Source organism: uncultured Jatrophihabitans sp. (genome assembly GCF_964252635.1).
GTDB lineage: Bacteria > Actinomycetota > Actinomycetes > Mycobacteriales > Jatrophihabitantaceae > Jatrophihabitans.
Genome location: NZ_CAXUNP010000007.1, coordinates 55,788 through 79,867 on the forward strand (window position 1 = coordinate 55,788; position 24,080 = coordinate 79,867).

The window sequence follows — 24,080 nt, forward strand, 5'->3', positions numbered from 1 at the left end:
AAACAGGCGTTCTAAATGTCAGTGCTGGCCGGGGTTCGGTACGAGTACGGAACGGGCCTGCTTGACGGCGAGGCCGGAGGCGGCGGTCGGCCCGGCGACGGTGCCCGGGATGGCGACGGCGGCCGCGCCGTTGACGCTGAAGCGGGCGGTCCAGGATGCCGTGGCGTGCAGGGTGCGGGAGCCGCTACGGGTGTAGACGTGGCCGAAGTAGCCGGGGCAGGTGCGGGTCCGGCAGGGGTGGTGGGCGTTGTCGTAGGCCCGGCCGGGGCTGGTCGTCGTCGTGTTCTGGCCGTCGCCGAAGCTCCAGTCGACGTGGTCGAGCGTCAGGGTGACGGTGACCCGCTGTCCGAGGATGGTGAGCGGGGCCAGGGTGCGGTTCTTCGGCGCGTTGACCCACATGATCGTCTGGATGTTGACGAGTGTGGAGTCGTGTGGCGCGAGGCCGAGGCTGGCGGACGGGATGAGGCGCACGACCCGGTCGCGGACCATCGCCGCGGTGACGACGGGTTTTGCCGGCCGGGTGCAGGTCGAGCCGTTGAGGGTCCAGGTGCCGTCGGCTTGTTTCTGTACCTGGAGCGCGGCGTTGGTTGTCTTCGGGTCGCCCTTGCGGCAGTCCACCGCCGTCTGAGGACACTCGCCTGCATCGGCCGCAGCTTGTGCATCGCCAAGTCCCGCAAGATCGCTGGCAGTTCTGGCCCCGCATGCGAGCGATTGAAGTGTGCCGGGAGGGGCGGTTCCGGCTCCGTGGCTTGACCGACCGGCGCTTGTGCCCTGACGTCCGCCGATCGAGATCGCGCCCGGTTTCGCGCAGCCGTTTAGAAGTCGGCTGGTTGCGCAAGGGTCGGCATATGCAGCTTGATCGGTGGTTAGCACAGCTCCAGATACGCCAAAAAGAAGCAGCGCGGTCATCAAAATCGCTTTCATGACACAGCGGTCTTCCAGTCCACGAGGACCCAGCGCGTTCCCGTCCATTTCAACCATGAACGGAACTCGACGACACCAGTCGCTGGCATTCGGTCTGTGGTTCGGCCGTGGGCGTCCACGATCGTGGCAGCTCCCTGCAATATCCTCACATCGACCGCTTGCGACGACCCATCTCTGCCGTCGTTAGGGGCGAGCGTCGTCGACTGAATTGATATCCGCCCTCCCTTGAAGTGCTCATTGGCCTTTGCAATCTCATCGATCGATTTGCTCAAGAAGTGCGTGCAATCTGTGCACGAGGACACATAGACCGTTCGAGCTAGCGCTGAGTCGGTTGTCGCGTAAGCCCAATCCAGAGCGCGAAACCAATAGCGTGCGTAGTCGAGTGCCCCACGGTTTGTATCTAAAGCAGTAGGCAATGTCGGCGGTTTTTCGCCGGGGCGGACGTTGGGGCCTGTCGTCGCCACGCTCGGGGCGGTCGTCGTGGGCTGCGCCGAGGTGCTCGGTGGCGTCGAGGAGGGCGAGGACACAGCCGAACTCGTCGGACTTGGTGTGGCCGGATCGGTCTTGTCACCCCCGGACCCGCCCGTGCACGCGACGGCCCCGGTTAGAACCAGGGCAATCGGGACAATCCGCCACGCGCGCACGCGCCAAATCTTGTCACGTGCGGCCCCCTCGCGCATGTGTTGTCCACAGGCGCCGGCCCCAAGTGACCGAACACCCTCGGTGCTGCGCCTGGTGCCCCGTGGTGGCGACAAGCAGCCGCGAGAGCCGGCCACCGGACGGCAGAAGGCAGTTCCCGACCCGCAAGCGGTGAGCGGTGGTCTACAGACGAGACGTGTAATACGCCGTGACACAGACGCGGAGCGGCCGATGCCGCTCATGAGCGCGTCGAGCCGGTCCACGACCGGGCGAGAAGACGGACACCCCCGGTCGTTCGGTCAGACAGCTGTCCGACGACAACGGGGGTGGGTGCGGTTGTCATTTTGCCGAGCCCGGCACGCGTTCCGGCCCGTCGTCCGTCTACCGTCGACCTCGTGACCCAGGCCCCGCGCGACACCCGTGCACCCAGCGTGCTGGGCGTCACCCAACCGCCCGTCACCGCGCAGCAGCTCGAGCAGGCCCGCGGAGGCCTGTTGCGCTACCGGATCATGGCCTTCGTGACCGGCGTCGTGCTCATCGCCGGCTGCATCTCACTGATCTTCAAGTACGGCACCAGCGTCGACGTCGAGCCCTGGACCGGCTACCTCTGGGTCGCCCACGGCTGGTTGTTCGTCATCTACGTGCTGGCGACGGCCTACCTCGGCATCAAGCTGCGCTGGCCGCTGGCCCGCTACGGCCTTGTCATGCTCGCCGGAACGATCCCCACGATGTCGTTCGTCGCCGAGCACTTCGTCACCCGCGACGCCCGGAAGACTCAGCCCAGCGACGCGGCCTGATCGCCCAGCCCGTCCAGCAGGTCGTTGCGGGCCCGCGCCACGCGTGAACGGATCGTCCCGATGGGGCACGACAGTACGTCGGCGGCCTCCGCGTAGGACAACCCGAGCACCTGGGTGAGGACGAACGCCTCCCGACGGGCCGGATCCAGCGACGACACGAGCATTCGCATCGCCACCCCACCGGAGTGGTCCGGCGCGACGGAGGCCCCGGCGGACGCCCAGGACGGGGGCTCGCGTCGGGACCGGACGGCCGAGCGCACCGCGTCGGCGCAGGCCCGGCGGGCGATGGACAGCAGCCACGTCCGCGCCGAGGAGCGCCCGACGAACCGGTGCAGCGACGAGAACGCCCGGGCGTAGGTGTCCTGGGTCAGGTCGTCGGCCTGCTGCGGAGAACCCAGCGCGGCGCAGAGCCGCCAGACGTCGGCCTGCGTGGCGCGGACGAACGCCGTCGCGGCAGCGGTGTCGCCGCGGCGGGCTCGCAGCGCCAGCGCGGTGATCTCGTCCGGGTCGTCGTCCATCTCGAAAGATGAAGTTACGCGGGAACTATGAGCGCCGCCCGCGCGACTACAGCGTTTGTGAAGTGCGACCGGTACCGGACCGCGGCGTCCGCGCGGATGGACGGCGAGCCGCTTGGCATGTCGACGTCCGCCCTCGAGACCCACGTGTCGGGCTGCCCGGGCTGTGCCCGGTGGATCGCCGAGACCGAGCTCGTGACGCGGACGGTCCGCCTCGACGCCACCCCGGTACCCGACCTTGCGGACCGCATCGTGGCCGGTGTCGTCCTGCCCGTCCGCCGCGTGCACCGTCGCCGCACGGCACTGCGCATCGGGCTCGTCGTCGCCGGGCTCGTGCAGCTCGCGGTCGGCCTGCCCGCCCTGCTCGGCGACAGCATCGGCATGGCCATGTCGATGCACGGCGCCCACGAGATGGCGGCGTGGAACCTGGCCATCGGTGCCGCGTTTCTCGCCGCGGCCTGGCTGCCCCGTCGCGCCGCGGGGCTCGTGCCGCTGCTGGGCACGTTCCTGGTCGTCCTGGGCGTGCTGTCGGTGCACGATGTCGCGACCGGTGCGGTCACCCTGGACCGGCTGGCCACCCATCTGGCGGCCCTGGCCGGGCTCGTCCTGCTGATCCTGCTCGACCGCACCGAACGAGCGATCCGCCCCGCCCCGACCGCGGTGGCCGTCCGTGACGAGGACGACGGGCCGACCGACCTGCGGACGGTCGCGTGAAACGTCTCGTCCTGCTGCTGCTCGCGCTGATCGGCGGCGGGCTGCTGCTCGCCGCGCCGGCCGAGGCGCACGCCACCGTCGTCACCTCGACGCCGGCCGACGGGTCGCGCCTGGCGAAGGCACCGAGCAGCGTGACGATCGTTTTCGACGAGAACGTCGGGCTGGGCGGCATCGGCTACCTGCACGTCACGAACGGCAGCGGCAAGCGCGTCGACGCCGGCGCCGCCTCGCACCCGGGCGGCGACGCGACCAAGGTTGTCGACCGGCTGCAGGGCGGCCTCGGCGACGGCACGTACACGGCGAGCTTCCGCGTCGTCAGCGCCGACTCGCATCCCGTCGCCGGCACCATCCGTTTCGTCGTCGGCAACGGCGCGCTGGCCCGGGGCAGCGTCGGCGTCGGCAACGCGTCGAACGGCGCGACCGGCACGCTGTTCGACGTCGCCCGCTGGATCACCTACGGCGGCCTGGCGCTGCTGGGCGGCGTGTGGCTGCTGCTGACGGTGTGGGTGGCGGGCCGCGACGACGCTCGCGCCCGCCGCATCGTCTGGACCGGCTGGGGCGCGGCTGCGCTCGGCGCCGCGCTCGAACTGCTGCTCCAGGGCCCCTACACCGCAGGCGACGCACCGTCCGGGGTGACGCACTGGTCGGTGCTCCAATCGACCCTGCGCACCGACTACGGCCAACTGCACAGCGTCCGCCTCGTGCTGCTCGGGGCGCTTGCGCTTGTGCTGGCGCGGTCGTTGCGCACCGGTGCCGAGCGGGCGCCGTGGGAGAGCGCGGCGGGCGTGCTGGCCGTCGGAGCGGTGTTCACCGTCTCGGCCGGCGGGCACGCGGACACGACGTCGCCGAACTGGCTGTCGATCCCGGTCGACATGCTGCACCTGCTGGCCATGATGACGTGGGTCGGCGGGCTCGTCGTGCTCGTGCTGGCCGTGCTCCCGCGTCGCGAACCGGCCGAACTGCGCGAGGTGCTGCCCGTCTTCTCGACCGCCGCCTTCACCTCGGCGGTCGTGCTCGCCGGGTCGGGCACGTACGCCGCCTGGCGTGGCATCGGCTCGCTCGACGCCATCCTCGGCACGACCTACGGCCTGCTCGTCACCGGCAAGGTCGTGCTGTTCCTGGCTCTGATGGCGCTGGCCTACCTCTCGCGTGGGGTCGTGCGCCGCCGGTTCCGGCACCCGCAGGTCGCGTACGCGATGACGGCCGAGACCGAGCTCGACGACGGAAGCGACACGCTCGACGACGGGAGCGATACGAACTTCGAGAGCGACGACTCCGCCGACCTCGACGACGAGCCCGAGCAGACCGACTCCGACGGCGTTGACCCCGCAGACGACCCCGATCAGGACGTGGCCGAGGCGACCGACACCGAACGGCTGCGTCGCTCCGTCTACGTCGAGGCGCTGGTCGCCCTCGTCGTGCTCGGGTTGACGAGCGTGCTGGTCGCCGAGCCCCGCGGCACCGAGGCCTTGGCCGCGCAGCACCGCGAGCCGATCAGCAGGACGGCGTCGCTCGGCAGTGGTGCGTCGGTCACCGTCACGTCCGACCCGGGCACCCACGGCAACGTCCAGCTGACCGTCGACGTCGAGGGCAGGACCCCGACGCAGGTCAGCGCCACCGCCACCCAGAAGGCCAAGCAGATCGGCCCCATCCCGGTGAAGCTCACCAAGGCGGGTGCGCGCAGCTTCAACGGCAGCGCCGACCTGCCGGTGGCCGGGCGCTGGGAGATCGACCTCGTCATCACCACGTCCCGCTTCGACGCCACCACCACCGACGTCGTCCTCAGCCTGTACTGACCCGCAACCCACTCTCCGAAGGAGTCCCATGCACCGCCTGCGCACCGTCACCGTCGCCCTGCTGGGGGCGTTGGGGCTGCTGTTCGTCCTGAGCGCATCGGCGTTCGCACACGTGACGGTCACCGCACCCGGCGCCACCAGCGGCGGCGGCGACCAGGAGATCACCTTCCGGGTGCCGGTCGAGGAGGACGCCAACACCGTCGGCGTCACGGTTCAGATGCCGACGAGCACGCCGATCGCGTCCATCGACATCGCGCCGATCGCCGGCTGGACGCACACCGAGCAGACGGCCAAGCTGCAGACGCCGATCAAGACCGACGACGGCGACATCACCGAGGCGGTCTCGCAGATCACCTGGACGGCGGCGAAGGGCGGCGGACTCAAGCCGGGGGAGTACGGCGAGTTCACGATCATCGCCGGGCAGCTGCCCAAGGCGAAGTCGCTGACGTTCAAGGCCATCCAGACCTACAGCAACGGCTCGGTGGTGCGCTGGATCGAGACACCCGCGCCGGGCAGCAGCGACGAACCCGATCACCCGGCACCCGTGCTGCAGCTCGCGTCGAGTGGATCGGGCGGGTCGAGCGGGTCGAGCGAGGCGGGGGTCACGGCGACACCACAGGCGGCAGGCGGACACTCGGACGGAGGAAGCAGCAACACCGGTCCGGTCGTGCTGTCGATCATCGCCTTGGTGGTCGCGGTCGGTGCCCTCGGACTGGTCGTGGTCGGACGAGCGAAAGGCCGCACGTGAAGATCTCCGCCCTCGCGGTGGCCGGTGCGGTGCTGGTCGCGGGGCTCGGCGTGGCCGGGTTCGCCGTCGGCCAGACCTCGCCGAGCCGGGCGGATACGTCGAGCGGCCCGGGGCAGGTGTCGGTGGTGGGCGCGTACGTCCGCGCACCGGTGCCCCCGACGAAGCTCGCCGCCGGCTACTTCACCGTCTACAACACGACGTCCGCACCCGACCGGCTGGTGTCCGTGCAGACCGGGGCCGGGGCGAGTGCGGTGCTGCACGTGGGCACCGTGGGCGGCGGGATGGCTCCGGTGGGCGCCAACGGTGTCGTGGTCCCGGCCCACGGCAGGTTGGTGCTCAGCACCGGCAACGGCCACGTGATGATCGGTCAGCTGTTCGGGCCGGTGAAGGCCGGGCAGACGGTCGACATGACGCTGCAGTTCGAGAAGGCCGGCACCGTCAACGTGGTGGCGCCGGTCATTGCCGTTGGGGCCCCTGCGCCGGCGGGTGCCGGGCCGTCCGCATCATCGAGTATGTCCATGAACATGGGAGACCACTAGTGAAGCGCCCCACCGTCGTCCTCGCGCTGCTGCTCGTTCTGGGGCTGGTGGTCGCGGGCTGCTCGAGCAGCGGGTCGGGCGGCTCCGGCGCCAAGAGCGCCCAGGCGTCGCAACTGAACGACCAGAGCGGGTCCGGCAAGTACCAGGGCTTCGGGCTCACCCCGGCGCAGCCGCGGCCGTCGTTCACCCTGACGGACACCGCCGGCAAGCCGTTCGCGTTCGGCACCGCCACCCGCGGCCGTCCGACGCTGCTGTTCTTCGGCTACACGAATTGCCCGGACGTCTGCCCGACCACGCTCGCCGACGCGTCCATGGCGCTGAAGAAGGTGCCGGCGGCCGTGGCGAAGAAGACGATGGTCGTGTTCGTGTCGACGGACGTGAAGCGCGACACCGGGCCGGTCATCGCCCAGTGGCTGGGCAACTTCGACCGCGGCAGCAAGGCCACCTTCGTCGGCCTGCGCGGGACCCAGCAGCAGGTCGACGCGGCGCAGGCGTCGGCGCACATCACCCTGGCCGAGGACGATGGCCAGACGCACTCCGCGCAGCTGCTGCTCTACGGCCCGGACGACTACGCGCGGGTGTCGTTCCTGCAGAGCGCGACGGAGCAGCAGGCCATCACCCACGACCTGCCGATCGTGGCGGCCGAGCGCTCGTAGCCGGCTGAGGCACAATCGTCCCTCGTGACCGTGAGTTGGAACGCCGTCCGCCCCTGGTTGGGCACCGTCGCCCGTCTCGTCCTCGGGGCGGTGTGGATCTGGGCCGCGTGGTCGAAGCTGCGCGAGCCACGGACGTTCACCCAGGCCGTCCGCGCCTACGACGTGACGCCCGAGTGGCTGTCCAGGGGCATCGGGTACGGGCTGCCGGTGCTCGAGCTGGCCCTGGGCGTACTGCTCGTCCTGGGCCTCGTGACGCGCGTCGCCGCCGCCGTGTCGGGGGTGCTGTTCCTGGTGTTCCTCGTCGGGCTCATTCAGGCGTCGGCGCGCGGCATCCAGCTCGAGTGCGGCTGCTTCGGCGGCGGGGGAGTCACCGACGGCGGCAACACCCAGTACGTCCTGGACATCCTGCGTGACGTCGGGCTGTTGATTCTGGCCGCCTACCTGGTCGTGTGGGCGCTGACCCGCATCTCGGTCGACGAGTACATCACGCGCCACGACGTGGTCGAGATGCCGTCGGCCAAGCGGCTGCGCACCGAGCAGGGACGCAAGAAGTACGAGCAGCAGGTGGCCGCCAGCCAGAAGCACGCGCGCTCGCGCGGGCGGTGGCTCACCGGCTCGTTGGCCGGTGTGGTCGTGCTCGTCGTGCTGATCGGGATCGGTGTGCAGAGCAGCCGGGCCAAGATCCAGGGCACGCTCACCGCCAAGAACGTGACCGTGTCCCACGGCGTCGTCTACGGCAAGGCCGCGGCGGCGACGGTCGACGTGTACGAGGACTTCCAGTGTCCGCGCTGCCTGGACTTCGAGAAGTCGGTCGGGTCCACCGTCGACAAGGACGTGCAGGCCGGCAAGGCGCAGGTGCGCTTCCATCTGCTGGCGTTCCTGGACGGCTCGTCCAGCGGTAACCGGTACTCCAGCCGCGCGGCCAACGCCGCGATCTGCGCGTCCGACATCTCGGTCGCCACGTTCGTGAAGTTCCACAACGTGCTGTACGGCAAGGTCGGGGGTAAACAGGTGCAGCCCACCGAGGGGTCGAACGGGCGGACGGATGCGCAGCTGGTGTCCTACGGCAAGGCCGCGGGCATCACGGGCGCGGCACTGACGACGTTCCAGGGCTGCGTGAACAATGAGAACCACAAGGCGCTGGTCGAGGCGCTGACGGAGCAGGGCTCGAAGGACGGCGTGACCGGCACGCCGACGGTCAAGGTGAACGGCAAGTCGATCAGCCCGACCCTGTCGGCCTTCAACGCGGCCGTCGCCAAGGCGGCGAAGTCCAAGTCATCCAACTGACGACGCCCCGCACGACAAAGGCCCGGCCCCGCAGTGTGCGGGGCCGGGCCTTCGACGTCTGGACCTACTTGTTGTTGGCGGCGTCCTTCAGGGCGCTGCCGGCGGCGAGCTTGACCGTCTTGGCGGCCGGGATCTTGATGGTCTCGCCGGTGGCCGGGTTGCGGCCCTCGCGCTCGGCGCGGTCGCCGACGGAGAGGGCGAAGAAGCCGGGCACACTGACCTTCTCGCCCGACTTCGCGGCGCCCTCGAGGGTGGACTGGAGCGAGCGCAGCACGGCGTCGACCGTCTTCTGCTCGAGGTCGGCGGCGTCGGCGACAGCAGCCACCAGTTCCTTGCGGTTCACGAGGTCTCCCTTGATCGTTGTGTGTGATGCAGGCACCAGTATGGACTCCGGCTCGAAAATCCCCGTAATCCGGGGGTTCGAAGCGCCGGGCGTGTCGCCGACGGGCGTCCCCGGTGTGTCTGCGCTCGGCATCGGCGTGTAACGTTCTGCGCTGGCCGGTTCGGAGGTTTCGGGCGGTCAGGTAAGGGGCTGTGGCGCAGCTGGTAGCGCACCACACTGGCAGTGTGGGGGTCAGGGGTTCGAGTCCCCTCAGCTCCACCCGAAATTGTTGGCCTAGAGCCACCTCAGTAATCGAACGGTAATCGCGTGGTAGCCACCTTGGTAGCCATTGGTGCATCCGAGCTCGCGGCGGGTGTCCGAATGAGTGAGCGCAGAACGGCTCCTTAGTATCAGTTATCAAATAAATGAGCCTAAGATCCGGCCATGGTTTCGGGTGCTGGCTGGCCGAAGCTGAGCACTAAACTGCGCCCTTGGACGCCGTCGGTCCCGCCGGAGCTGGTCTCCGCGGGAGTCCGCCGCACGCACTCGGGCTCGTACCGCGCCGCCGTCGTTCCGCTGATCGCGGACCGGACTCCTCAGCTGCCGATGGACGTAATCGCAATGGCCCAAGAGGCTTCGGTCGAGATCGCACGCTTCGACGCGGAGCTCGCTGCCGAGGTGGCGCTGTTCGCTTCCGTCCTGCTGCGGTCAGAGTCGGCCTCGTCGGCGATGATCGAGAACCTGACCTCGGGTGCGACGGCCATCGCGTTGGCCGAGCTCGGCAGCACTGAGAACCGCAACGCCAGCGAGGTCGTCGGCAACGTCGCGGCGATGAGGGCCGCGCTCGACCTGGCCGAGCACCTCGATGCCAATGCGATCCGGACGATGCATACTGCGCTGCTCGGCGACCTGCATCCAGACATCGCCGGCCGGTGGCGTGGCGAGCAGGTGTGGATCGGGGGCACCTCGTTCGGGCCTCATCAGGCGATGTTCGTCCCCCCGCATCACGAGCACGTCGAGCCCCTGATCGATGATCTCGTCGCCTTCATGACGCGCACCGACATTCCGCTGTTGGCCCAGGTCGCAATCGCGCATGCGCAGTTCGAGACGATCCACCCGTTTCCTGACGGCAACGGGCGTACCGGCCGGGCGCTGATCCACTCGATGTTGCGCGGCTATGGCCTGACGCAGAACGTCACAGTGCCGGTCTCAGCCGGCCTGCTCACCGACACGAACGCCTACTTCGACGCACTGACTGCGTATCGCGAGGGCGAACCTTCGAAGATCGTTCAGCGTCTGGCCGATGCCTCCTTCGAGGCGACGATGAACGGACGTCAGCTTGTGGCGGCGCTTCGGGAGATCCGTGCACGCTGGAACGACACGATCAAGGCCCGCCAGGGGGCGTCGGCGTGGCGGGTCGCGGACTTGCTGCTACGCCAACCCGTCGTTGATGCCGCGACCGTCGGTGCTGAACTCGGCATCGCGCCGCAGAACGCTCAGCGCGCAATCGCCCCGCTCGCTGAGGCCGGCGTCCTGACTGAGTTCACCGGCTTGCGCCGCAACCGCATGTGGCAGGCACGCGAGGTGCTGACCGCCCTTGACGACTTCGCCGCTCGAGCCGGCCGGCGTGCGTAGCGCCGGATGCCGATGCGATCGGACCAGCAGGGCGTCGCCCGGCATGGCGTCGTTATGCGGTGGCGCGGCCAGTGGGCGGCGCCTACCTTCTTCAATGGCCGGGACACATCTCCCGCGGCGCAGCCCGCGTGTAACAGACAGGTCCGTAAGCATATGGCTGGCGCGCTCCGATGACACTGGCGCAGAACATCAACGCCGCGCTGAGCGCTTGGATTCGCCCCGATCGATGTGCGTCGCTCATGTCGATGTGGACGCTGGCGACGAGGAGTAACAAGCGGTTGCCGACCTTGACCGTCACTGGCGATGAAGCTGACGCCTGGGCGGGCGAGCTGCTGTCGCCGCTGGGTGGTCAAGCTCGAGCTCCTGCGCAGTCCACTGCTGTCACCGAGATGCTGTGGTCCAGCGCGAGCCTGTGCCTCGTCACCTGATGGATACAAGCGACCCAATGTCAACGTGGCTGCCCTGTAGCAGCCGCATGGCGCCGCAACTGCACAGTTGCATTTCATTGCCCGCACCTTCAGTGGCGAAGCCGTGCTGAATGAGCTGACGGGCGTACTCCGCAACGGCCTCGTCTGAGACCGCGAGTTCGGCGAGCTGCGCATAGTCGCTTAGCTCAAGCGCCACCTGCAGGTCCGCTGCGCTGCTGACAGAACCGAGAGGCAGTGACGCGAACAGAGCTGTGGCCGCCGGCAGGCCGACCTGATCTCGGACGCTCGCGGCGACCTCGGCTGCGAATCCGAGATCGGAGAGTGTGACTGCGAACTCGAACTCCGTGTTCTCCGCGCGGGCCCGTCTGGCCTCGCGAACGATAGCCAGGCGCAGCAGATCTGGGTGCTCGCCGGCGAATTCGCTGAGCGCGTACACCTGCGCGTGAGAGGGGGCAAAGCCGAGCAGGTAGAGCAGCCACCAAACTTGGAGCGGGACTCGGCCAGGATCGCCGAAGTCGCCGACCGCTACCACTGCGGCCGGGTCGAGTTGCCGGCAGACCAGACGCAGGAAACGCTGCTGCCGGAGGCGGCGCCGCAGAGGCCGCTCGGCGTCTGCCAGCGGCAGCAGGCCGAGGACATCCGAGACGGAGATGGTGACTTGCCGGCCACGCTTGGCCATCAATAGGTCTGTCGACAGCTCGACCTCCCATGTGTGGGCCGACTCCGCGAGCGCTTGCTCGGGCACGCCGTCATCGCGGGCGGTGCCCGGGACCGCGGTGTGCATGACCAGGGTCCGACGCGCGAGCGAATTCAAAGGCCAGGCTGGCCCATCGAGGCTGAGCAGGCGCGGCGTAATGGGCGGTCGCTGTTGTGTGTCACCGACCAGGTTGGCAACTGCTGACAGCCATGCTTCAGACGACCCGCTCTCCTCGCTGGCTAGGGCGCCTAGCGCTGCTACGAGACCGGCGGCGTCCGAATCGTCAGCGGCAGGAAGAAACGGGGTCAGGCCGGCCGGCCGCTGCTCGGTGTCAGTAAACATGTCTGCAGCACGGCGAAGTGAGAGCTCGCGGAACGGCCAGCCGGCCTCGGCCGATGGCTGGGGCAACTCCACTGTGAAGTGCTCCGGATCGCTGGTAAGAACGCGTCTTGCCGCTGCGAGCTCCCCGAGAGTTACGAGCTCGGTTACTTGGCGGTGCCATGGGTCGCCCTGTGGCCGCGCTGCGGCTGCGAGGCCGCCCAGGATCTCGACCTTGGCGGCCCGCTCTGCAATCTGAATTTCGGCAAGCTGATCTTGCAGCTGGTGGTCGGCTCCGGCTCGACGGTCTCGCGCCAGCTCGACCAGCTCGGCGCGAGGCAATTCCAGCACGCCCACCGCCACCGCGCGCCGGTTCTGGTCGTGGCACCGGCGCGAGGCGGCGGCGGCGCTCATACGGACAGCGTCTTCAAGCAGGCGGCGCGCCTCCTCAGCGGCGGCATGGCTGACCGAAGACGTGGCGGAAAGGCCGTCAATGACGAGATCGGCGAGGCGATACTCGCCGGCCTCGACAAGATCGGCAGTTGCTTCAAGCGGACCGAGGCCGTCTGCGAGATCGCGCGCTAAGCGTCGCGCTTGCTCGTCTGGCGAGGCTGCCTCATCGCTCATGACGACCTGCGCCAGGCGCGGATAACAAGCAGCCCACTCACTTCCGGGCGCAATCGTTGGCTGGCCGGCCGCGTCGCCCACCAACACCCGCAGAGCGGCTTTAGCGTGCTCGAGTAAAGGCCAGCTGTACGGCACACTGCCACTGGGCAGTGAGGCGTCCAGCGCATCCAGGCTGGCTGAGATCTCCCGCGCGCACTCCTCGGCGGCTGTGTCAATATGCTCAGTAACGTCCTGTGTCTCGGCACGAACGAGAAAAATCGTCGGGGCAACAACGCTGTCAAGCTGCTTGACGAAACCCAGGCGCTTTCTCCCCATCACGTGTGGAATGCCGAGCTGGCTACTCAGGTGGTCAACCCAGCTCTCGGCACTTCCGACCGAATATTCGCGCAGCAAGTTTGCAAGCAGGGCGGTGTCACGCCTGGTAGCGCCGTCGGCCAATTGCTCAAGAAACCCGCGGTGAGCGCGCAGGTGCTTTAGGATCGCTTTGCCAACCTCGAAGCTGGCGTTGTAGAGCTGTAAGTTCGCCAGGGCCGCGGTGAGCGCTTTCCACTGCGCAAGAATCGCCGCCTGGTCCGCATTGCGCGCGTGCCTGGCCTGTAGAGCAGCCGTAGGCAGTGACCGGCCGGTATTACTGAGCGCGGCCGTTGCTGCGGCAAGACGCTGCGCGGGGGCGGTCGCGTTCGCAGCCAGCACCCCCATCGGGTCTAACAGCGAGTAGTCGGCGTGGTGGGTGAACCACGCTGCCGCCAGCACGGCCAAGGCGGTGCAATCAGCGCTAGGAATTGCCTCGCCGAGGGCGGCGTCCTCGAGCTGCGCGCATAGGGCCTCGCTGTCGACGGCAGCTGCTGCCTTCACCACCAACGGAGAGGGCTCATCATCCGGGCTGTCCACGGCCGAGCGAGCTATCGCCGCCTCTGCAAACGCCTGCCGCTGCCACAACAGCTGGGCAAGCCGGAGCCACCACGCGCGCGCTGCCTCAGGAGGCTGGCTGTGGCCCGCGAGTGCAGCTGCGGCGGCGCGCTCCAGCACGACGTTTGGCGCGCCTGCGGCCTCAAGCGCGTCGAGGACGGCGAAGGGCCGCTGGGCGCTGCCCACCAAAGCCGCCAGGGAGCGCGACGGTTGCCCCGGCCGAACGAGCTCAAGAATGTCTTGCGCGAGGCGCGATGCCGACCCGTCCACGGCAGTGCCGGGCGCTTCGACGTGAGTTAGGACGGCGCTTGCCGCCGCTGCGATGGCGCGATCGGGGGCAACTGACCGCAGCAGCCGCGTAGCCAGCTCGCCGCTGTGTACGTGAAGGCTGAGCTCGGCCCGGTTGCGCAGCGCCGCTGAACGGCGGTCAGTGCCCCGAAAGGACAAGAAATTGAAGCTCCCGACCACAGCCTGGTCATCCCACACGAGAAGTTTCGCGTGGTTATCCGGCACGTGTCGTATCGCAATCTTGCTGTGGACGCCCGAATTGCGCGCCTCGGCCTCGAGCGTGGCGACGGCGGCGTCGCCGTCGGCGGCAGGGCTGCCGTACACGACAGTCACCTCGACGCCGCGCTCCGCGCACGCCACGAGAGCTGCCCGCAGAGGCGCGTCCAGGATGGTGCCCTGAAGCCCGTCAGAAACCAAAGCGAGGCGTCGGCTGCATTGGCGGACGGCTAAGTCGGCGAGGTGGCGGTGCATGCTGTCCAGCACCACGCTGGCCGCGGGTGCCAGGCCCACCGCCAACGCCCGCGCCTCTTTGGCAGCGCCGCGCCAGGCCAGCGCCCAGGCCTGAACGTCGGCGGGCGGGGCGGTTGGGGGGTCGAGCGCAGCACGAAACCTGGGTGGCTCGATGCGCGCGCCCGACGCCGTCTCGCCAGTCACTTGCACGGCGCGAATCTTCCGCGACACGCACTCGGCCATCTCCGGGTCGGGCATTTGGTGTGCGGCCCAGGCAAGAAGGTCATCAATCGCGGCGCACGGCAACCCCGCCGCTGCGGTTACCTGCAGCCCTACCTCCTGATGCTCGCCGCTAGATAGAAAGTTGTGGCTGCTAACCAAGGCGCGGCGGTCATCCGCCACTGCGACCTTGGCGTGGCTGCGCGCTGGAGTGTCTGGGCGCACAAGGACCTGCCCAGCGCCAGGCGTATTCGCGATCCGCTGCAGGTTTTGGATGGCCTGTAGCACGCGGGCGTCGAGCTGCTGGTCAGGGCTCATGCCCCACAACAGCACCAGCTGTACGCCTTTGCGGACAGCTTCTGCGATCGGCTCAAGCAGGGGCCTTAGGCCTGCATGACTGATCCACGGGGCGGCGAGCACCAGCTGCGTGCGAGCCGATGAAATCAGCCCGACCAGGGCGGTGCGGTGGGCGGGTGGGTCGGTTAACACTGTGAATGTCGCCTGGCCCTGCGTGGCTGCCGCGAACGCAGAGTTGACCCTCGCTAATTCGCGCGCGGCTAGGTCGTGGGCCTGCTGGCGGCTTCCGGGCTGAGAACACGCTGCCTGCTCAGCCTGCTTGTCGAGCAGGTCGAGCAGGTCTTCTAGAGGCATGGGCAGCGGAGGTGGGTCGTGGGACGCCTGCTCCCGCAAAGCGGCGGCGACACCGAGGGTCGGCGCATCATCCAGGAGGTTTTGCAGGTAGCTCGTTGCCGCGGCTTGTTGCCTCGCTGATAGTGACGGCTCGGTGACGAGCACCGAGAGGCCGAGGTCCCCGTCGCTGACGCGGACCTCGACTGCGACATATATAGGCTTCGAGGAGCCAGCACTCTGTAGCTGGCTCGGTTCCAGGTAAGCGTTGAGGGTCCGGACCGTTGCGCGCCCTGAAGTAGGCGCGACACCCTCGAACTCCTCACGGCGCAGCAGCTGGTCTATCGCGGTAATTAGAACTGGCTGGCTTATGGCCGCCAGGTCGGCCAAAGAGGCGCGGCCTGGAAGCCGCAGGCGGCCGTCTCGCGGCGGCCGCGCTCGCGCCCGCGGCGACAGCACACGGCCCGTGATGGGGTCGAAGAGCAGCTCTCGGGTACCAGTGGACTGGAACGCGCTGTCGACCTGATCGAGGCGCCCGCTACGGGCAAGCTCACGTGCTGACGAGCTGAGGGCGATGTTTTCGGAGTCAGTGTCGAAATCGATCGTGAGGTGCCCAGCGCGCCATAGGTCGCCTATGGCATCGATGAGAACCCGGTGTGGCAACGCCAGCATGTTGGCCAGGTCCCGCTCGCTTGCGGCGCCCGCGGCGACGCTGCGCATGATGTATTGCTCGACGAGCGAGAGAGAGTCAGCGAGTCCGGTCACGACACGGACTTTGATGGGCTCGCACGGGAAGTACACGGTGCTCATGAATATCCCGCCGCGCGCACCTCGCCGTGGACGCGGACGGCTTTCGTCACGCGGTTCCAGTGCAGGGCTGGGGCCTGCTCAAAATGGTCGAAGCTGCCGACGACGAACAGCCGGTCGCGCGCGCGGCTGAGCGCAACATTGACGCGGGCCTGGTCGAGCAAGTGGCCGTAAGACTTGTGCGGCGCACCAGGGCGTGTCGTGTCGCGCACCAGCGAGACGATGACCACGTCGGCCTCGCGACCTTGGAACGAGTCGACGGTGAACACGGCTCCGGCGGCCTCGGGCAACTGCTTGATGATCTCGTCGACCTGCTGCCTGTACGGGGTGAGAATGGCGAGCGAGATCTTGAAGGAATCGGACTTCCCCCGGCCGAGATCGAAGCTGGGCTGCGGGCGCAGCTCGCGCACCAGCCTGGCAATTAGCATCGCCTCATGTGGGTTGGACCAATGCCCGACGTCCTGGTGGGTGTGCGAGGTGTCAAGCCAGACAAGCGCCGCGTCGCCAACCCAGTCTGGCCGAAGCAGCGACGCGCAGGCGTCACTGCGCTTCGTGACGAGCGAACTGGCGGGCAGCTCATCGGCGCTAGCAGGCTCCGAGAGCGGGTAGAAGCTGCTGCCGACTACCTGCGCGATGGGGTCTCGCATCCGGCGCTGCTCGGTCAGTTGACGCGAGGAGCCGTGGGCCTTGCCGCGCCTGAACACACCGTCGAACAGCTCGAACGCCTCTAAATAGGACTTGCGGTTCTCGAAATGAGCTTTTACTTCCGGGGCCGGGTCGTTCTCGCATGCGTCGAGGAAGCGCCGCACCTCGGCCAGACCGTACGCACCAATCTGAGCCTGGTCTCCCACGAGCGTCCAGCGCCGCCCGCGCACAAGTGCGATGGCAAGCTCCGTCGGCCACGCCTTCGCTGCCTCCTCTACCAAGACCCAGTCAAACGGCTCCAGGTTTCCGTTGTCCGCCAGCGAATTAGGCGTAGCGGCGCCGCACGTCGCGAATACTAGGTTCGCGCCCCGGCGGATACGCCGGGCGAGCTCGAACACGGCAGAGCCGGCCTGGGCCCGCCATTCGCGCACGACGGTGGCTTTCTCAGCGGTCAGCGTCCCAGCCGAGAGCTGCTCCGCTAGGCGCGTGTCGATGTCGGTGATGAACCGCGCGGTGCACCTGGCGAAGAAGTACTTGCGCATTCGCGGGTCCACGGAGTCTTCGTTGAATGGCTGCGCGCGGACGGCAATGAAGGAGCGCAGCTGCGGGTCGTCGCGCCTCAAATTCGAAAGCACGCGAAGCGCGAGGTTGTCCACCGCTGCGTGCGACTGGGCGGTCACCAGGATGCGGTCCGTCTTGTTCTCATCGAGATACGCAGCAATGGCCTGCGCGCTGACGGTTGTCTTGCCAGTACCTGGCGGCCCTTGCAGCGCGTAGAGAGTCTCGTTCGCGAGGAGGTCGCGGATTGCCGTGTCTCCCTCTCCTTGCACATCGCCGCTGACCCGTGCGCCTATCCGGCGGCGCTGCTGCAGGCCGCGTCTGCCGAGCAGGTACGACAGGGCGCCGACTTGGCCGGTGAGGTCGACGCGGGCGTCGGCCTGCCTGTTGAGCATGGACCCGCTGATGGGGTCACTGGAGAGACGGAGCCAGCCCCGTTCCGGAACAGCGGGCTGATGCGTCGTGTCGAGGGTGATCTGCCGGGGGCTCGATGACTCGCGCAGCGTATAGGCGCCGATTTTCGTGCCGACGCGTCCACGGTCGTCTGTCAAGACCTCAAGCGGGATCGTGCGCAGGCCGTCGTCAACGTTGGCTGCGAAGAAGTCGGCGAAGTCGGGGCGAAGGCGAGAATTGGTCAGCAGTGCCGCGGTCAAAGGCTGTGCGACCGTGGCGCGGTCGACGTCACGGTTGGTGTCCCACTCCAACACGGCGCGCTGGGTCGTCCCGGCATCGACCCGGCGGTAGGGGTAGCAGCGCGCGTCCAGGTCGGCGCGCTGGTAATTCAGGTAGAAGTCGAGGGCGTCGAGAAAGCTTGCCGCGGCGGTGCCGACTGGCCGAGCTTCGACGGCTGAGTCAAGCAGCGGAAGCCAGCTGGGCCGGTCGAGCAGCAGTTTCTCCCATTGCAGTTGAGCGATGCCATCGCTCACCGGCTGTATCAGCGGCAGGGAACGGGCAAACGCAGAGTCAGCCTGTGATTCCAGCTCACGGACGGCCTGATTCTGACGTCGGCGCACGACGTAGCGAATAATCTGGGCTTCGTCGTAATGGTCGCGCCCTCCCAGCACACTCGGGCGGAAGTACCGGTGGCAGAACCAGATGAACTCCTGCCCGAAGATGGTCGTCTGCGCGGCTCGTCGGCTCTCGGGATCGCCTTGCTGCGTGTACTTGAGGGCGCCGTCCTTAAGGCGTACGACCTTCGCGTTCTCCCGGGTGTCGCTCAGCAGCTTGGCCGCGATCTCATTCGCGCCCTCGGGCGTCGCCGGGTCGTGGTTGAGACTGCCCCATCTGCCGAGTGTCGCGGCGAACTTCTCAGGCTGGAACACGAGGAGGTATGGACGCTTTGCCGGGGAATCCTCCAGCTGTCGCGCAATGCTGTTGTATGACGCGGCAAGCTCGCTGACCACTTCCGCGGACGTGGGCCGCCCGCTGCGCTGGATCATGGAGGCCAGAAGCTGTGCGAGAACGCGCGGGATTGGCGGGTCGGCATTGAGGACACTGCGAAGTCCTTCGTGCGCCTTCTCGACATCCTCACGTTGCGGCTCGCCGTCCATGCGAAAATGGTCGGGTGGAAGGAACCACTCGGCCACGGTGACACCCAGCCCAAAGACGTCGCCGGCCGGCCCGGCCAAGTCCGTGCCGTTGCCGAGCAGGCAGTCCAGCCGCTCAGGAGGAGCATAAATGAGAGCCGCGCTGCCTTGACGCAGATATATGTCGCGCAGAGCGTCGCGTGTGGCATGCCGTCGCGGAGAAGCCATTAAGCCTGACAGCAGCGCGCTGAGCTCGAAGCGACTCAAGCGCAGGGAGAAAGAGTCCGCCTTTGGCTCGACCTGCAGTGAACCGGGCCAGACGTTCCGGTGCGCAATGCGAATGTCGTGCAAGATGGACAGGGCATCTGCGAGGTACCAGAACTGCTGCAGAGCAGCGACTGGCTGCTCCCGATAGACATTAGCAAGCTTAGCAACGCCGGCCGCCCCGAGGGGCTTGTCCGCTGCGGTGCGGAGGTAGCCGAAGCCGTGGCGGGCGCCAAGCGCTGTCAATTCGCTCGTCGGCTCCTCGTACTTTCCGTCGAGCACGACTGGCAGCGCTGGGTGATCCTGGTCGGCGATGCGGGTCAGAGCGCGGACTTCCTGATCCCATAGTTCCCCGGCGAGCGGACCTAGACCCAGGAACAGCTGTAGCAAAGCAACTTGGGGCTGAGCGGCGTTGCCTGTTTCCTGCTGGTAGTAGTGATACAGCGTGCCCGGCAATAGCTCCTCGCCGTCCAGCCCGTCGCCGAAGGGCGCATAACCCGTTCCGCCCGTGAGGAACTTGGTGACTATCGCATCGGCCAGCTCTAAAGACACGAAACCTAGCCATTCTCATCGCGCAGCGCCTCGGATCTGTCACTTTCAATACGCGGGCGAGTGTACCTCCGGGAAAGGACTTGGCGAGACCCATCCGCCGGTACAGGATCACCCCCCGGTCGGCGAGGAGAATACTAGGCCACACCGAGTTGCAAAAGGCCCTGCTGACCTCCGCCGAGCTGGACTACTGTCAAAGGCAGCGGATTTGACGCACTCTCGGCGAATGAAAGTTGGCCCACGAATGGTTTTGAGCTTCAGTACGCGAATCCACCAAGACCTCAGCCAGCCCGCTGACCTCGGCCAGTGGGCCGACAGCGCCGTCTGCGAAAGATAGCGCTGCTGCACACCCCGCCTTACCGCTCGTGAGCCGACGGCGGCCGTTCTTGGCAACCGACGGCTGGGCCACCTCGCCCCGCGTTCGGGGCACACCTGCTCGCCCGGCCAGGCGTCGGTCTCAATCGCGTACGTAGGCTGGGCCGTGAGAACCGTCTGCAGAGCGATTAGGTCGCAAGGGCGCTTGGCCAGCTACGCAAGGGACGCGTGCTCGTAATCGCCATCCACCCCCGACACAAGCGAGCGCCTGTCCCGGTAGATTGCCAGACCAGCGTGTCGCCGGTAACGCGACGTGACTAGGCTCCTCGGCATTCGACTCCGGCTATGAGACAGGAAGCCCTTTGAAGATTCCCGACCGTGACGCCCCCGACGAGGATCTCGCCAATGATTGGGCAGACATCTACGGCGGTGTTCTGAGTCGATTCGGCAAGCCGATCGCATTAACCAGCATGGCGCAACCGCTAAACGAGATATTTCCTCTACTTAAAGAAGTCTATGGCACAGGGAATACACTGACTTTGGCCTTAGATACGATAGATTCTGTCACCGAAAGCAGCCTTTCCCAAAAGTCGGAAGTTGCAGGGATATCCCTGCGGAAGATTCAACTTCTATACCTGATTGCTGCGACGAAGGCCGAAACGACGACAGACATCGTTGTTGGTCTTTGTGTCGAACTCGTCCGGGCGATGGGCCAATTAGAGCCGGCGGCCCTTGCCGCTCGGGGGAACTATCCAAGCGTCGGGGCGACTGAGCGCGCCTTCGTCGACCAGATGCGTCAGTTCGTCAATGGTCTCAAGCATTGCGGCCGGGCGGTGGCCCGCCTCGCGGATGGCGATGGAGAGATCGCGATCTTGTTCTAGCAGCTTCTGGCTGGAGTATGAACGACAAGTTTGCGGTCGCTTTGCTTATGCTGGCAGGAGCCCCAGGGGTCGCAATCCCAACTCGCGTGCATCAACGTCCCACTCGTCGTCAGCCCATCCCGGGTCAGTGACTTCGATTGCGCTATTCGGCAGCTCTATGGCTTTGGTTGCAAACGACTGCCTGCCGATGACGCATTCAATAAATTCTGGGTCGTTCCAATCAAACGTAGAGATATCGAGCTGCCGATCCCAGCGGCCATTCCTCTCTAGACCAATTTGCTGCTTGTCATCGCGTCGACCGCCGATTTCAGCACCTGTTGGGAAGGAGCGTGCCGGCACAGCAAGAGATTCGGTCTGCTCCAGTACTGCGAGCTGCCACTGCATAGCACCGCGCACGAATTCACGGGCGGTGAGGTCGGCGCGGTCGAGGTCCCGGTGGGCAGCGACGCGACGGGCGCGCAAGTAGTTAGAAGCGCTGACCACTGTCGTCACGAAGCGCTTGATGCTCACGCGTCCGTTCATCGTTCCCCGCTCCTTCGCCGAACCTCGGGTCCCGGCTCCGAAGATCATGGCGCCGGCACCCGCTTACCTGCAATGACTACAAGAACGCCTTGAGTAGCTGGGCGACGTCCTTCGTCTCCTGCTCCGCCCTGGCCTGTCGCCGCTCGAGGTTGTCCTTCACGACGGTCTCAACACCACCGTTCTCGTCTACGTACTCGCGTGCGACCTGAAGGGCGGCCCGGCGAACGAACGGGGCCACCTTCTCGAGCTGATGCTCGGCCACTTCTTCGAGCAACTTCTTTTCGGCAGGCGAAGCCCGGAACGAAACCGTCTCCGACACATCTGCTGCCACGACCACGCGCCTCCTCGACGACCCCACTTACATCAACCTTTTCTGTCTACAGCATGCGAGGCGCGTCTGCAATGACAAAAGTCAGCCACGGTAGTCTTGACACGTCTACAAATACTGTCTACGTTTACGTCAACGAGGAGGTGATGACGATGACGATCTTCGATTTGACCGGCGGACTGAACACCCGGCGCCCGTGGGACCCGCACTCGCCTGCGATCTTCCCGCCGGCGCCGCCGGCTGGCCGGCCGTGGGGTCAGCCTCAACCGGGCTGCTTCCCGCCGCCTCCGGTTCACCCCTGGAACCCGCTCTTCCCCGGCGGAACCGGTCAGGTGCCGGACTGGCAGCGACCAGTGATTTGGTCCCGCTGAAACGTTTGCTCAGCGAGAAGGGCGGCAAGGCGAGCGCACACGCTCCCGGTTCGAGTCCGGACCGCCCGCGGATGAGGCGAAACGCGCCGCACCAGGACGAAAGGAAGCAACATGGTCAACTCGATGCAGGACCCGCAGCACCCGGGCCACCACTACTACAACGGAGTCGGCGCACCGGACGGCTTCGGCCACGGCCACTACAACGCCAACACCGGGTTCAACCGCCCGCCGATGGCGGAGAACCCGCTCGGCTGGGCCGCGATCCGCGGCGCCTGGGGCGGCGGCGCCGTCGACGTCGGCGGAAACCCCTGGGACGGCCGATTCGGCTGATCCCTCGCTCACGGCGGTCGGGGGACTCCTGCCAAAGGCAAGTCCCCCGACCAGCCACTCCGAGCTCCACCAAGGGCGGTCAGCGGTCTCGCGAAGAACAGCACACAGCTCGCGACCCGGTTCGAGTCCGGGCCGCCCACGAGGACCGACAGGTCCTCCCGGCAGCTTCAGCCGGGCGCTGCGAGAGGAGGTGAACAGAATGAACCGTCAAGACGCAATTCGCACCGCGCAGCAGGTCGGGGTGGCACCCGGCGACTACATCACGCTGCAGGGCGAGCAGATGATCAACCACCCGCACCTGCACGCCGGCCAGACGAGCGGTCAGCCGCACGTGGACGCCTGGCATGTCCAGAACAACGGCGGTCAGTACCGGGCGAGCAAGTTCCACTCGAACTAGCCGCCATCACGAGGCGGGTCGCGCGCGACACACGGGCGCCAGGCCGGTTCGACTCCGGACGACCCACGAAGCATTACAAGCCGCCCCGGCGTGTCCGGATGCTGTGGCCTCTCCCGAGTTTCGTGGAGTCAAAATCTTGGATTCTCATGCCACAGTGATCTGACGAAGCGTTCGAACTCTATCGGAGGCGGCATGCCGAGCCGGCTGTGTTCGCGGTTGCGATTGCGCCAGATCTCGAGGTGGCCGAGATCGCGTTCGTAATTCGATCGGGGGTCTTCCACCGCTTCGTGTCCTGCAGTTCGACCCGCATGCGTGACCAGAGCACGCCCTGTCGGCGGGTATCGCGCTCAAGTCCAAAGTGTCGTGGCCATCCGGTCGGCGGCTTCCTGGGCGAGCGCCGGCATGACGTGGCTGTAGATGTCGGTGGTCGTGCGCATCTGGCTGTGGCCGAGCAGCTCCATCACCACCCTTGGGTGGACGCCGGCTGTCAGCAGCAGTGTCGCCGCGGTGTGGCGGCCGTCGTGCAGGCGGATGTGCCGCACACCAGCGCGCTGGAGGAGCTTGACCCAGGCCTCGTAGTCGGAGTGCTTGTCGAGCGGCCGACCGTTCGGCTGGGCGAAGACGATGTCCCAATCTTCCCAATCCGTACCGGTGACGAGTCGTTCCGCTGCCTGCGCCACACGATGCCTACGCAACGCCTCGATCAACGGGGCCGGCACGGCGATGGTGCGGCGACTGCGGTCGGTCTTGGGCTCGGTGAAGACGAGTCCCTGACCGGGGACGCGGTGGAGACCTCGACGCACCGACAGCCGTGCACCGTCGAGGTCGATGTCCTTCCACTGCAGCCCCAACGCCTCGGATTGCCGGAGCCCGAGCGCCAGCGCGACCGTCCAACGAGCGGCGTTGCGCTGTCCCTCTGCGGCTGCGAGCACACGCTTGCACTCTGCGACGTCCAGCGGCTCGGGGGTCTTGGCCCGTTCCTGTCGCGGTGGTTCGACCAGCGTGGCCACGTTGCGGGCGACCCGTTCGCGTTGCATCGCGATCTTCAGGGCCCGGTGCAGCATGCGGTGCACCCGCAACACTGAGGCGGGGGAGAGGCCCTTGGCGAGCAGCGCCTTGTACGTCTGCTCGAGGTCCTCCGGTTGTAGCTGGTCAAGCCGCCGCTTGCCGATATAGGGCACCACGTGCATCCGGATGAGAGCGCGATAGGTGTCGAGCGTTCGCTCCCGCACGCGGATCGCGGCGATGTTGTCGGCCCAGTAGGTCAGCCAGTCCTCCACGAGCATCGACCGTCCAGATGCGGCTGCGACGCCGGCGTCGCGTTTGATCTCGAGCTCCTTGACCTTGGCGACCACGGCGGCTCGCGTCGCTGCGGACACGTGGCGGCGGTCGCGGCGGCCGTCGCCCTTGGAACCCATCGACACGAAGCCGTGCCATCGACCGTCGGCGTTC

21 protein-coding genes and 1 tRNA gene are annotated in these 24,080 nt (G+C 67.2%); 13 read left to right on the forward strand and 9 right to left on the reverse strand.

The window, feature by feature from the left end:
* Positions 1-18: 18 nt before the first annotated feature.
* A complete protein-coding gene (locus ACFFCA_RS04960) occupies positions 19-618 on the reverse strand; it encodes a hypothetical protein (protein WP_375482400.1) in 600 nt (199 codons plus the stop codon).
* A 302-nt stretch (positions 619-920) separates the two neighbouring features.
* Positions 921-1,805, reverse strand: coding sequence for a DUF6318 family protein (locus ACFFCA_RS04965; RefSeq protein ID WP_375482497.1), 885 nt, complete (start codon positions 1,803-1,805; stop codon positions 921-923).
* Between the two features lie 153 nt (positions 1,806-1,958).
* Here ACFFCA_RS04965 and ACFFCA_RS04970 point away from each other — a divergent pair, with 153 nt between their 5' ends.
* Complete coding sequence (locus ACFFCA_RS04970) at positions 1,959-2,360, forward strand: DUF3817 domain-containing protein (RefSeq protein ID WP_375482402.1); 402 nt, start codon at positions 1,959-1,961, stop codon at positions 2,358-2,360.
* Here ACFFCA_RS04970 and ACFFCA_RS04975 read toward each other — a convergent pair.
* Complete coding sequence (locus ACFFCA_RS04975; protein WP_375482405.1) at positions 2,339-2,878, reverse strand: sigma factor-like helix-turn-helix DNA-binding protein; 540 nt, start codon at positions 2,876-2,878, stop codon at positions 2,339-2,341. The genes ACFFCA_RS04970 and ACFFCA_RS04975 overlap by 22 nt on opposite strands.
* A 117-nt stretch (positions 2,879-2,995) precedes the next feature.
* On the opposite strand from ACFFCA_RS04975, the gene ACFFCA_RS04980 reads away from it, so the two are divergent.
* From ACFFCA_RS04980 to ACFFCA_RS05005, 6 genes are read left to right on the forward strand one after another with little or no spacing between them, the layout of a single operon-like run.
* The gene (locus ACFFCA_RS04980) at positions 2,996-3,589 is read left to right on the forward strand and encodes a hypothetical protein (protein ID WP_375482407.1); all 594 of its coding nucleotides are present in this window, start codon (positions 2,996-2,998) and stop codon (positions 3,587-3,589) included.
* The gene (locus tag ACFFCA_RS04985; protein ID WP_375482408.1) at positions 3,586-5,385 is read left to right on the forward strand and encodes a copper resistance CopC/CopD family protein; all 1,800 of its coding nucleotides are present in this window, start codon (positions 3,586-3,588) and stop codon (positions 5,383-5,385) included. The genes ACFFCA_RS04980 and ACFFCA_RS04985 overlap by 4 nt, the downstream gene beginning before the upstream one ends.
* Positions 5,386-5,413: 28 nt before the next feature.
* The gene (locus ACFFCA_RS04990) at positions 5,414-6,133 is read left to right on the forward strand and encodes a YcnI family protein (RefSeq protein WP_375482410.1); all 720 of its coding nucleotides are present in this window, start codon (positions 5,414-5,416) and stop codon (positions 6,131-6,133) included.
* The gene (locus ACFFCA_RS04995) at positions 6,130-6,672 is read left to right on the forward strand and encodes a copper chaperone PCu(A)C (protein WP_375482412.1); all 543 of its coding nucleotides are present in this window, start codon (positions 6,130-6,132) and stop codon (positions 6,670-6,672) included. Before ACFFCA_RS04990 ends, ACFFCA_RS04995 begins: the two co-directional genes overlap by 4 nt.
* Positions 6,672-7,328 (forward strand): SCO family protein, encoded by a 657-nt coding sequence (locus tag ACFFCA_RS05000; RefSeq protein ID WP_375482414.1) that lies wholly within the window; start codon positions 6,672-6,674, stop codon positions 7,326-7,328. The genes ACFFCA_RS04995 and ACFFCA_RS05000 overlap by 1 nt, the downstream gene beginning before the upstream one ends.
* A 24-nt stretch (positions 7,329-7,352) precedes the next feature.
* The gene (locus tag ACFFCA_RS05005) at positions 7,353-8,615 is read left to right on the forward strand and encodes a MauE/DoxX family redox-associated membrane protein (protein ID WP_375482416.1); all 1,263 of its coding nucleotides are present in this window, start codon (positions 7,353-7,355) and stop codon (positions 8,613-8,615) included.
* A gap of 64 nt (positions 8,616-8,679) precedes the next feature.
* Here ACFFCA_RS05005 and ACFFCA_RS05010 read toward each other — a convergent pair whose 3' ends face one another.
* Positions 8,680-8,958 carry an HU family DNA-binding protein gene (locus ACFFCA_RS05010; RefSeq protein WP_375482418.1) on the reverse strand — a complete coding sequence of 93 codons (279 nt, stop codon included), beginning with the start codon at positions 8,956-8,958 and terminating at the stop codon, positions 8,680-8,682.
* Positions 8,959-9,143: 185 nt separating this feature from the next.
* Here ACFFCA_RS05010 and ACFFCA_RS05015 point away from each other — a divergent pair.
* The 3 genes from ACFFCA_RS05015 (at position 9,144) to ACFFCA_RS05025 (ending at position 11,000) form a co-directional block, all read left to right on the forward strand.
* A tRNA-Ala gene (locus tag ACFFCA_RS05015) sits at positions 9,144-9,216 on the forward strand.
* Positions 9,217-9,381: 165 nt separating this feature from the next.
* Entirely contained in the window at positions 9,382-10,572 is a 1,191-nt protein-coding gene (locus tag ACFFCA_RS05020; RefSeq protein ID WP_375482419.1) for a Fic family protein, read from the forward strand.
* Between the two features lie 170 nt (positions 10,573-10,742).
* Entirely contained in the window at positions 10,743-11,000 is a 258-nt protein-coding gene (locus ACFFCA_RS05025) for a hypothetical protein (RefSeq protein WP_375482421.1), read from the forward strand.
* Here ACFFCA_RS05025 and ACFFCA_RS05030 read toward each other — a convergent pair.
* A complete protein-coding gene (locus ACFFCA_RS05030; RefSeq protein ID WP_375482423.1) occupies positions 10,993-15,945 on the reverse strand; it encodes a hypothetical protein in 4,953 nt (1,650 codons plus the stop codon). The genes ACFFCA_RS05025 and ACFFCA_RS05030 overlap by 8 nt on opposite strands.
* A complete protein-coding gene (locus ACFFCA_RS05035) occupies positions 15,942-19,487 on the reverse strand; it encodes an AAA domain-containing protein (protein WP_375482424.1) in 3,546 nt (1,181 codons plus the stop codon). The genes ACFFCA_RS05030 and ACFFCA_RS05035 overlap by 4 nt, the downstream gene beginning before the upstream one ends.
* A 674-nt stretch (positions 19,488-20,161) precedes the next feature.
* Between ACFFCA_RS05035 and ACFFCA_RS05040 the strand changes: the two genes are divergently transcribed.
* On the forward strand, positions 20,162-20,680 hold the full coding sequence (locus ACFFCA_RS05040) for a hypothetical protein (RefSeq protein ID WP_375482426.1): 519 nt from the start codon (positions 20,162-20,164) through the stop codon (positions 20,678-20,680).
* Between the two features lie 45 nt (positions 20,681-20,725).
* Here ACFFCA_RS05040 and ACFFCA_RS05045 read toward each other — a convergent pair whose 3' ends face one another.
* Both ACFFCA_RS05045 and ACFFCA_RS05050 read right to left on the reverse strand, forming a co-directional pair.
* Positions 20,726-21,190, reverse strand: coding sequence for a hypothetical protein (locus tag ACFFCA_RS05045; RefSeq protein WP_375482428.1), 465 nt, complete (start codon positions 21,188-21,190; stop codon positions 20,726-20,728).
* 88 nt (positions 21,191-21,278) lie between these two features.
* Positions 21,279-21,539, reverse strand: coding sequence for a hypothetical protein (locus ACFFCA_RS05050; RefSeq protein WP_375482430.1), 261 nt, complete (start codon positions 21,537-21,539; stop codon positions 21,279-21,281).
* Positions 21,540-22,012: 473 nt separating this feature from the next.
* On the opposite strand from ACFFCA_RS05050, the gene ACFFCA_RS05055 reads away from it, so the two are divergent.
* Together ACFFCA_RS05055 and ACFFCA_RS05060 are read left to right on the forward strand one after the other, a co-directional pair.
* Positions 22,013-22,231 (forward strand): hypothetical protein, encoded by a 219-nt coding sequence (locus tag ACFFCA_RS05055; protein ID WP_375482432.1) that lies wholly within the window; start codon positions 22,013-22,015, stop codon positions 22,229-22,231.
* 199 nt (positions 22,232-22,430) lie between these two features.
* Entirely contained in the window at positions 22,431-22,628 is a 198-nt protein-coding gene (locus tag ACFFCA_RS05060) for a hypothetical protein (RefSeq protein ID WP_375482434.1), read from the forward strand.
* Between the two features lie 347 nt (positions 22,629-22,975).
* On the opposite strand, the gene ACFFCA_RS05065 is transcribed toward ACFFCA_RS05060, so the two are convergent.
* Complete coding sequence (locus tag ACFFCA_RS05065; protein WP_375482436.1) at positions 22,976-23,983, reverse strand: tyrosine-type recombinase/integrase; 1,008 nt, start codon at positions 23,981-23,983, stop codon at positions 22,976-22,978.
* Between the last annotated feature and the right edge of the window lie 97 nt (positions 23,984-24,080).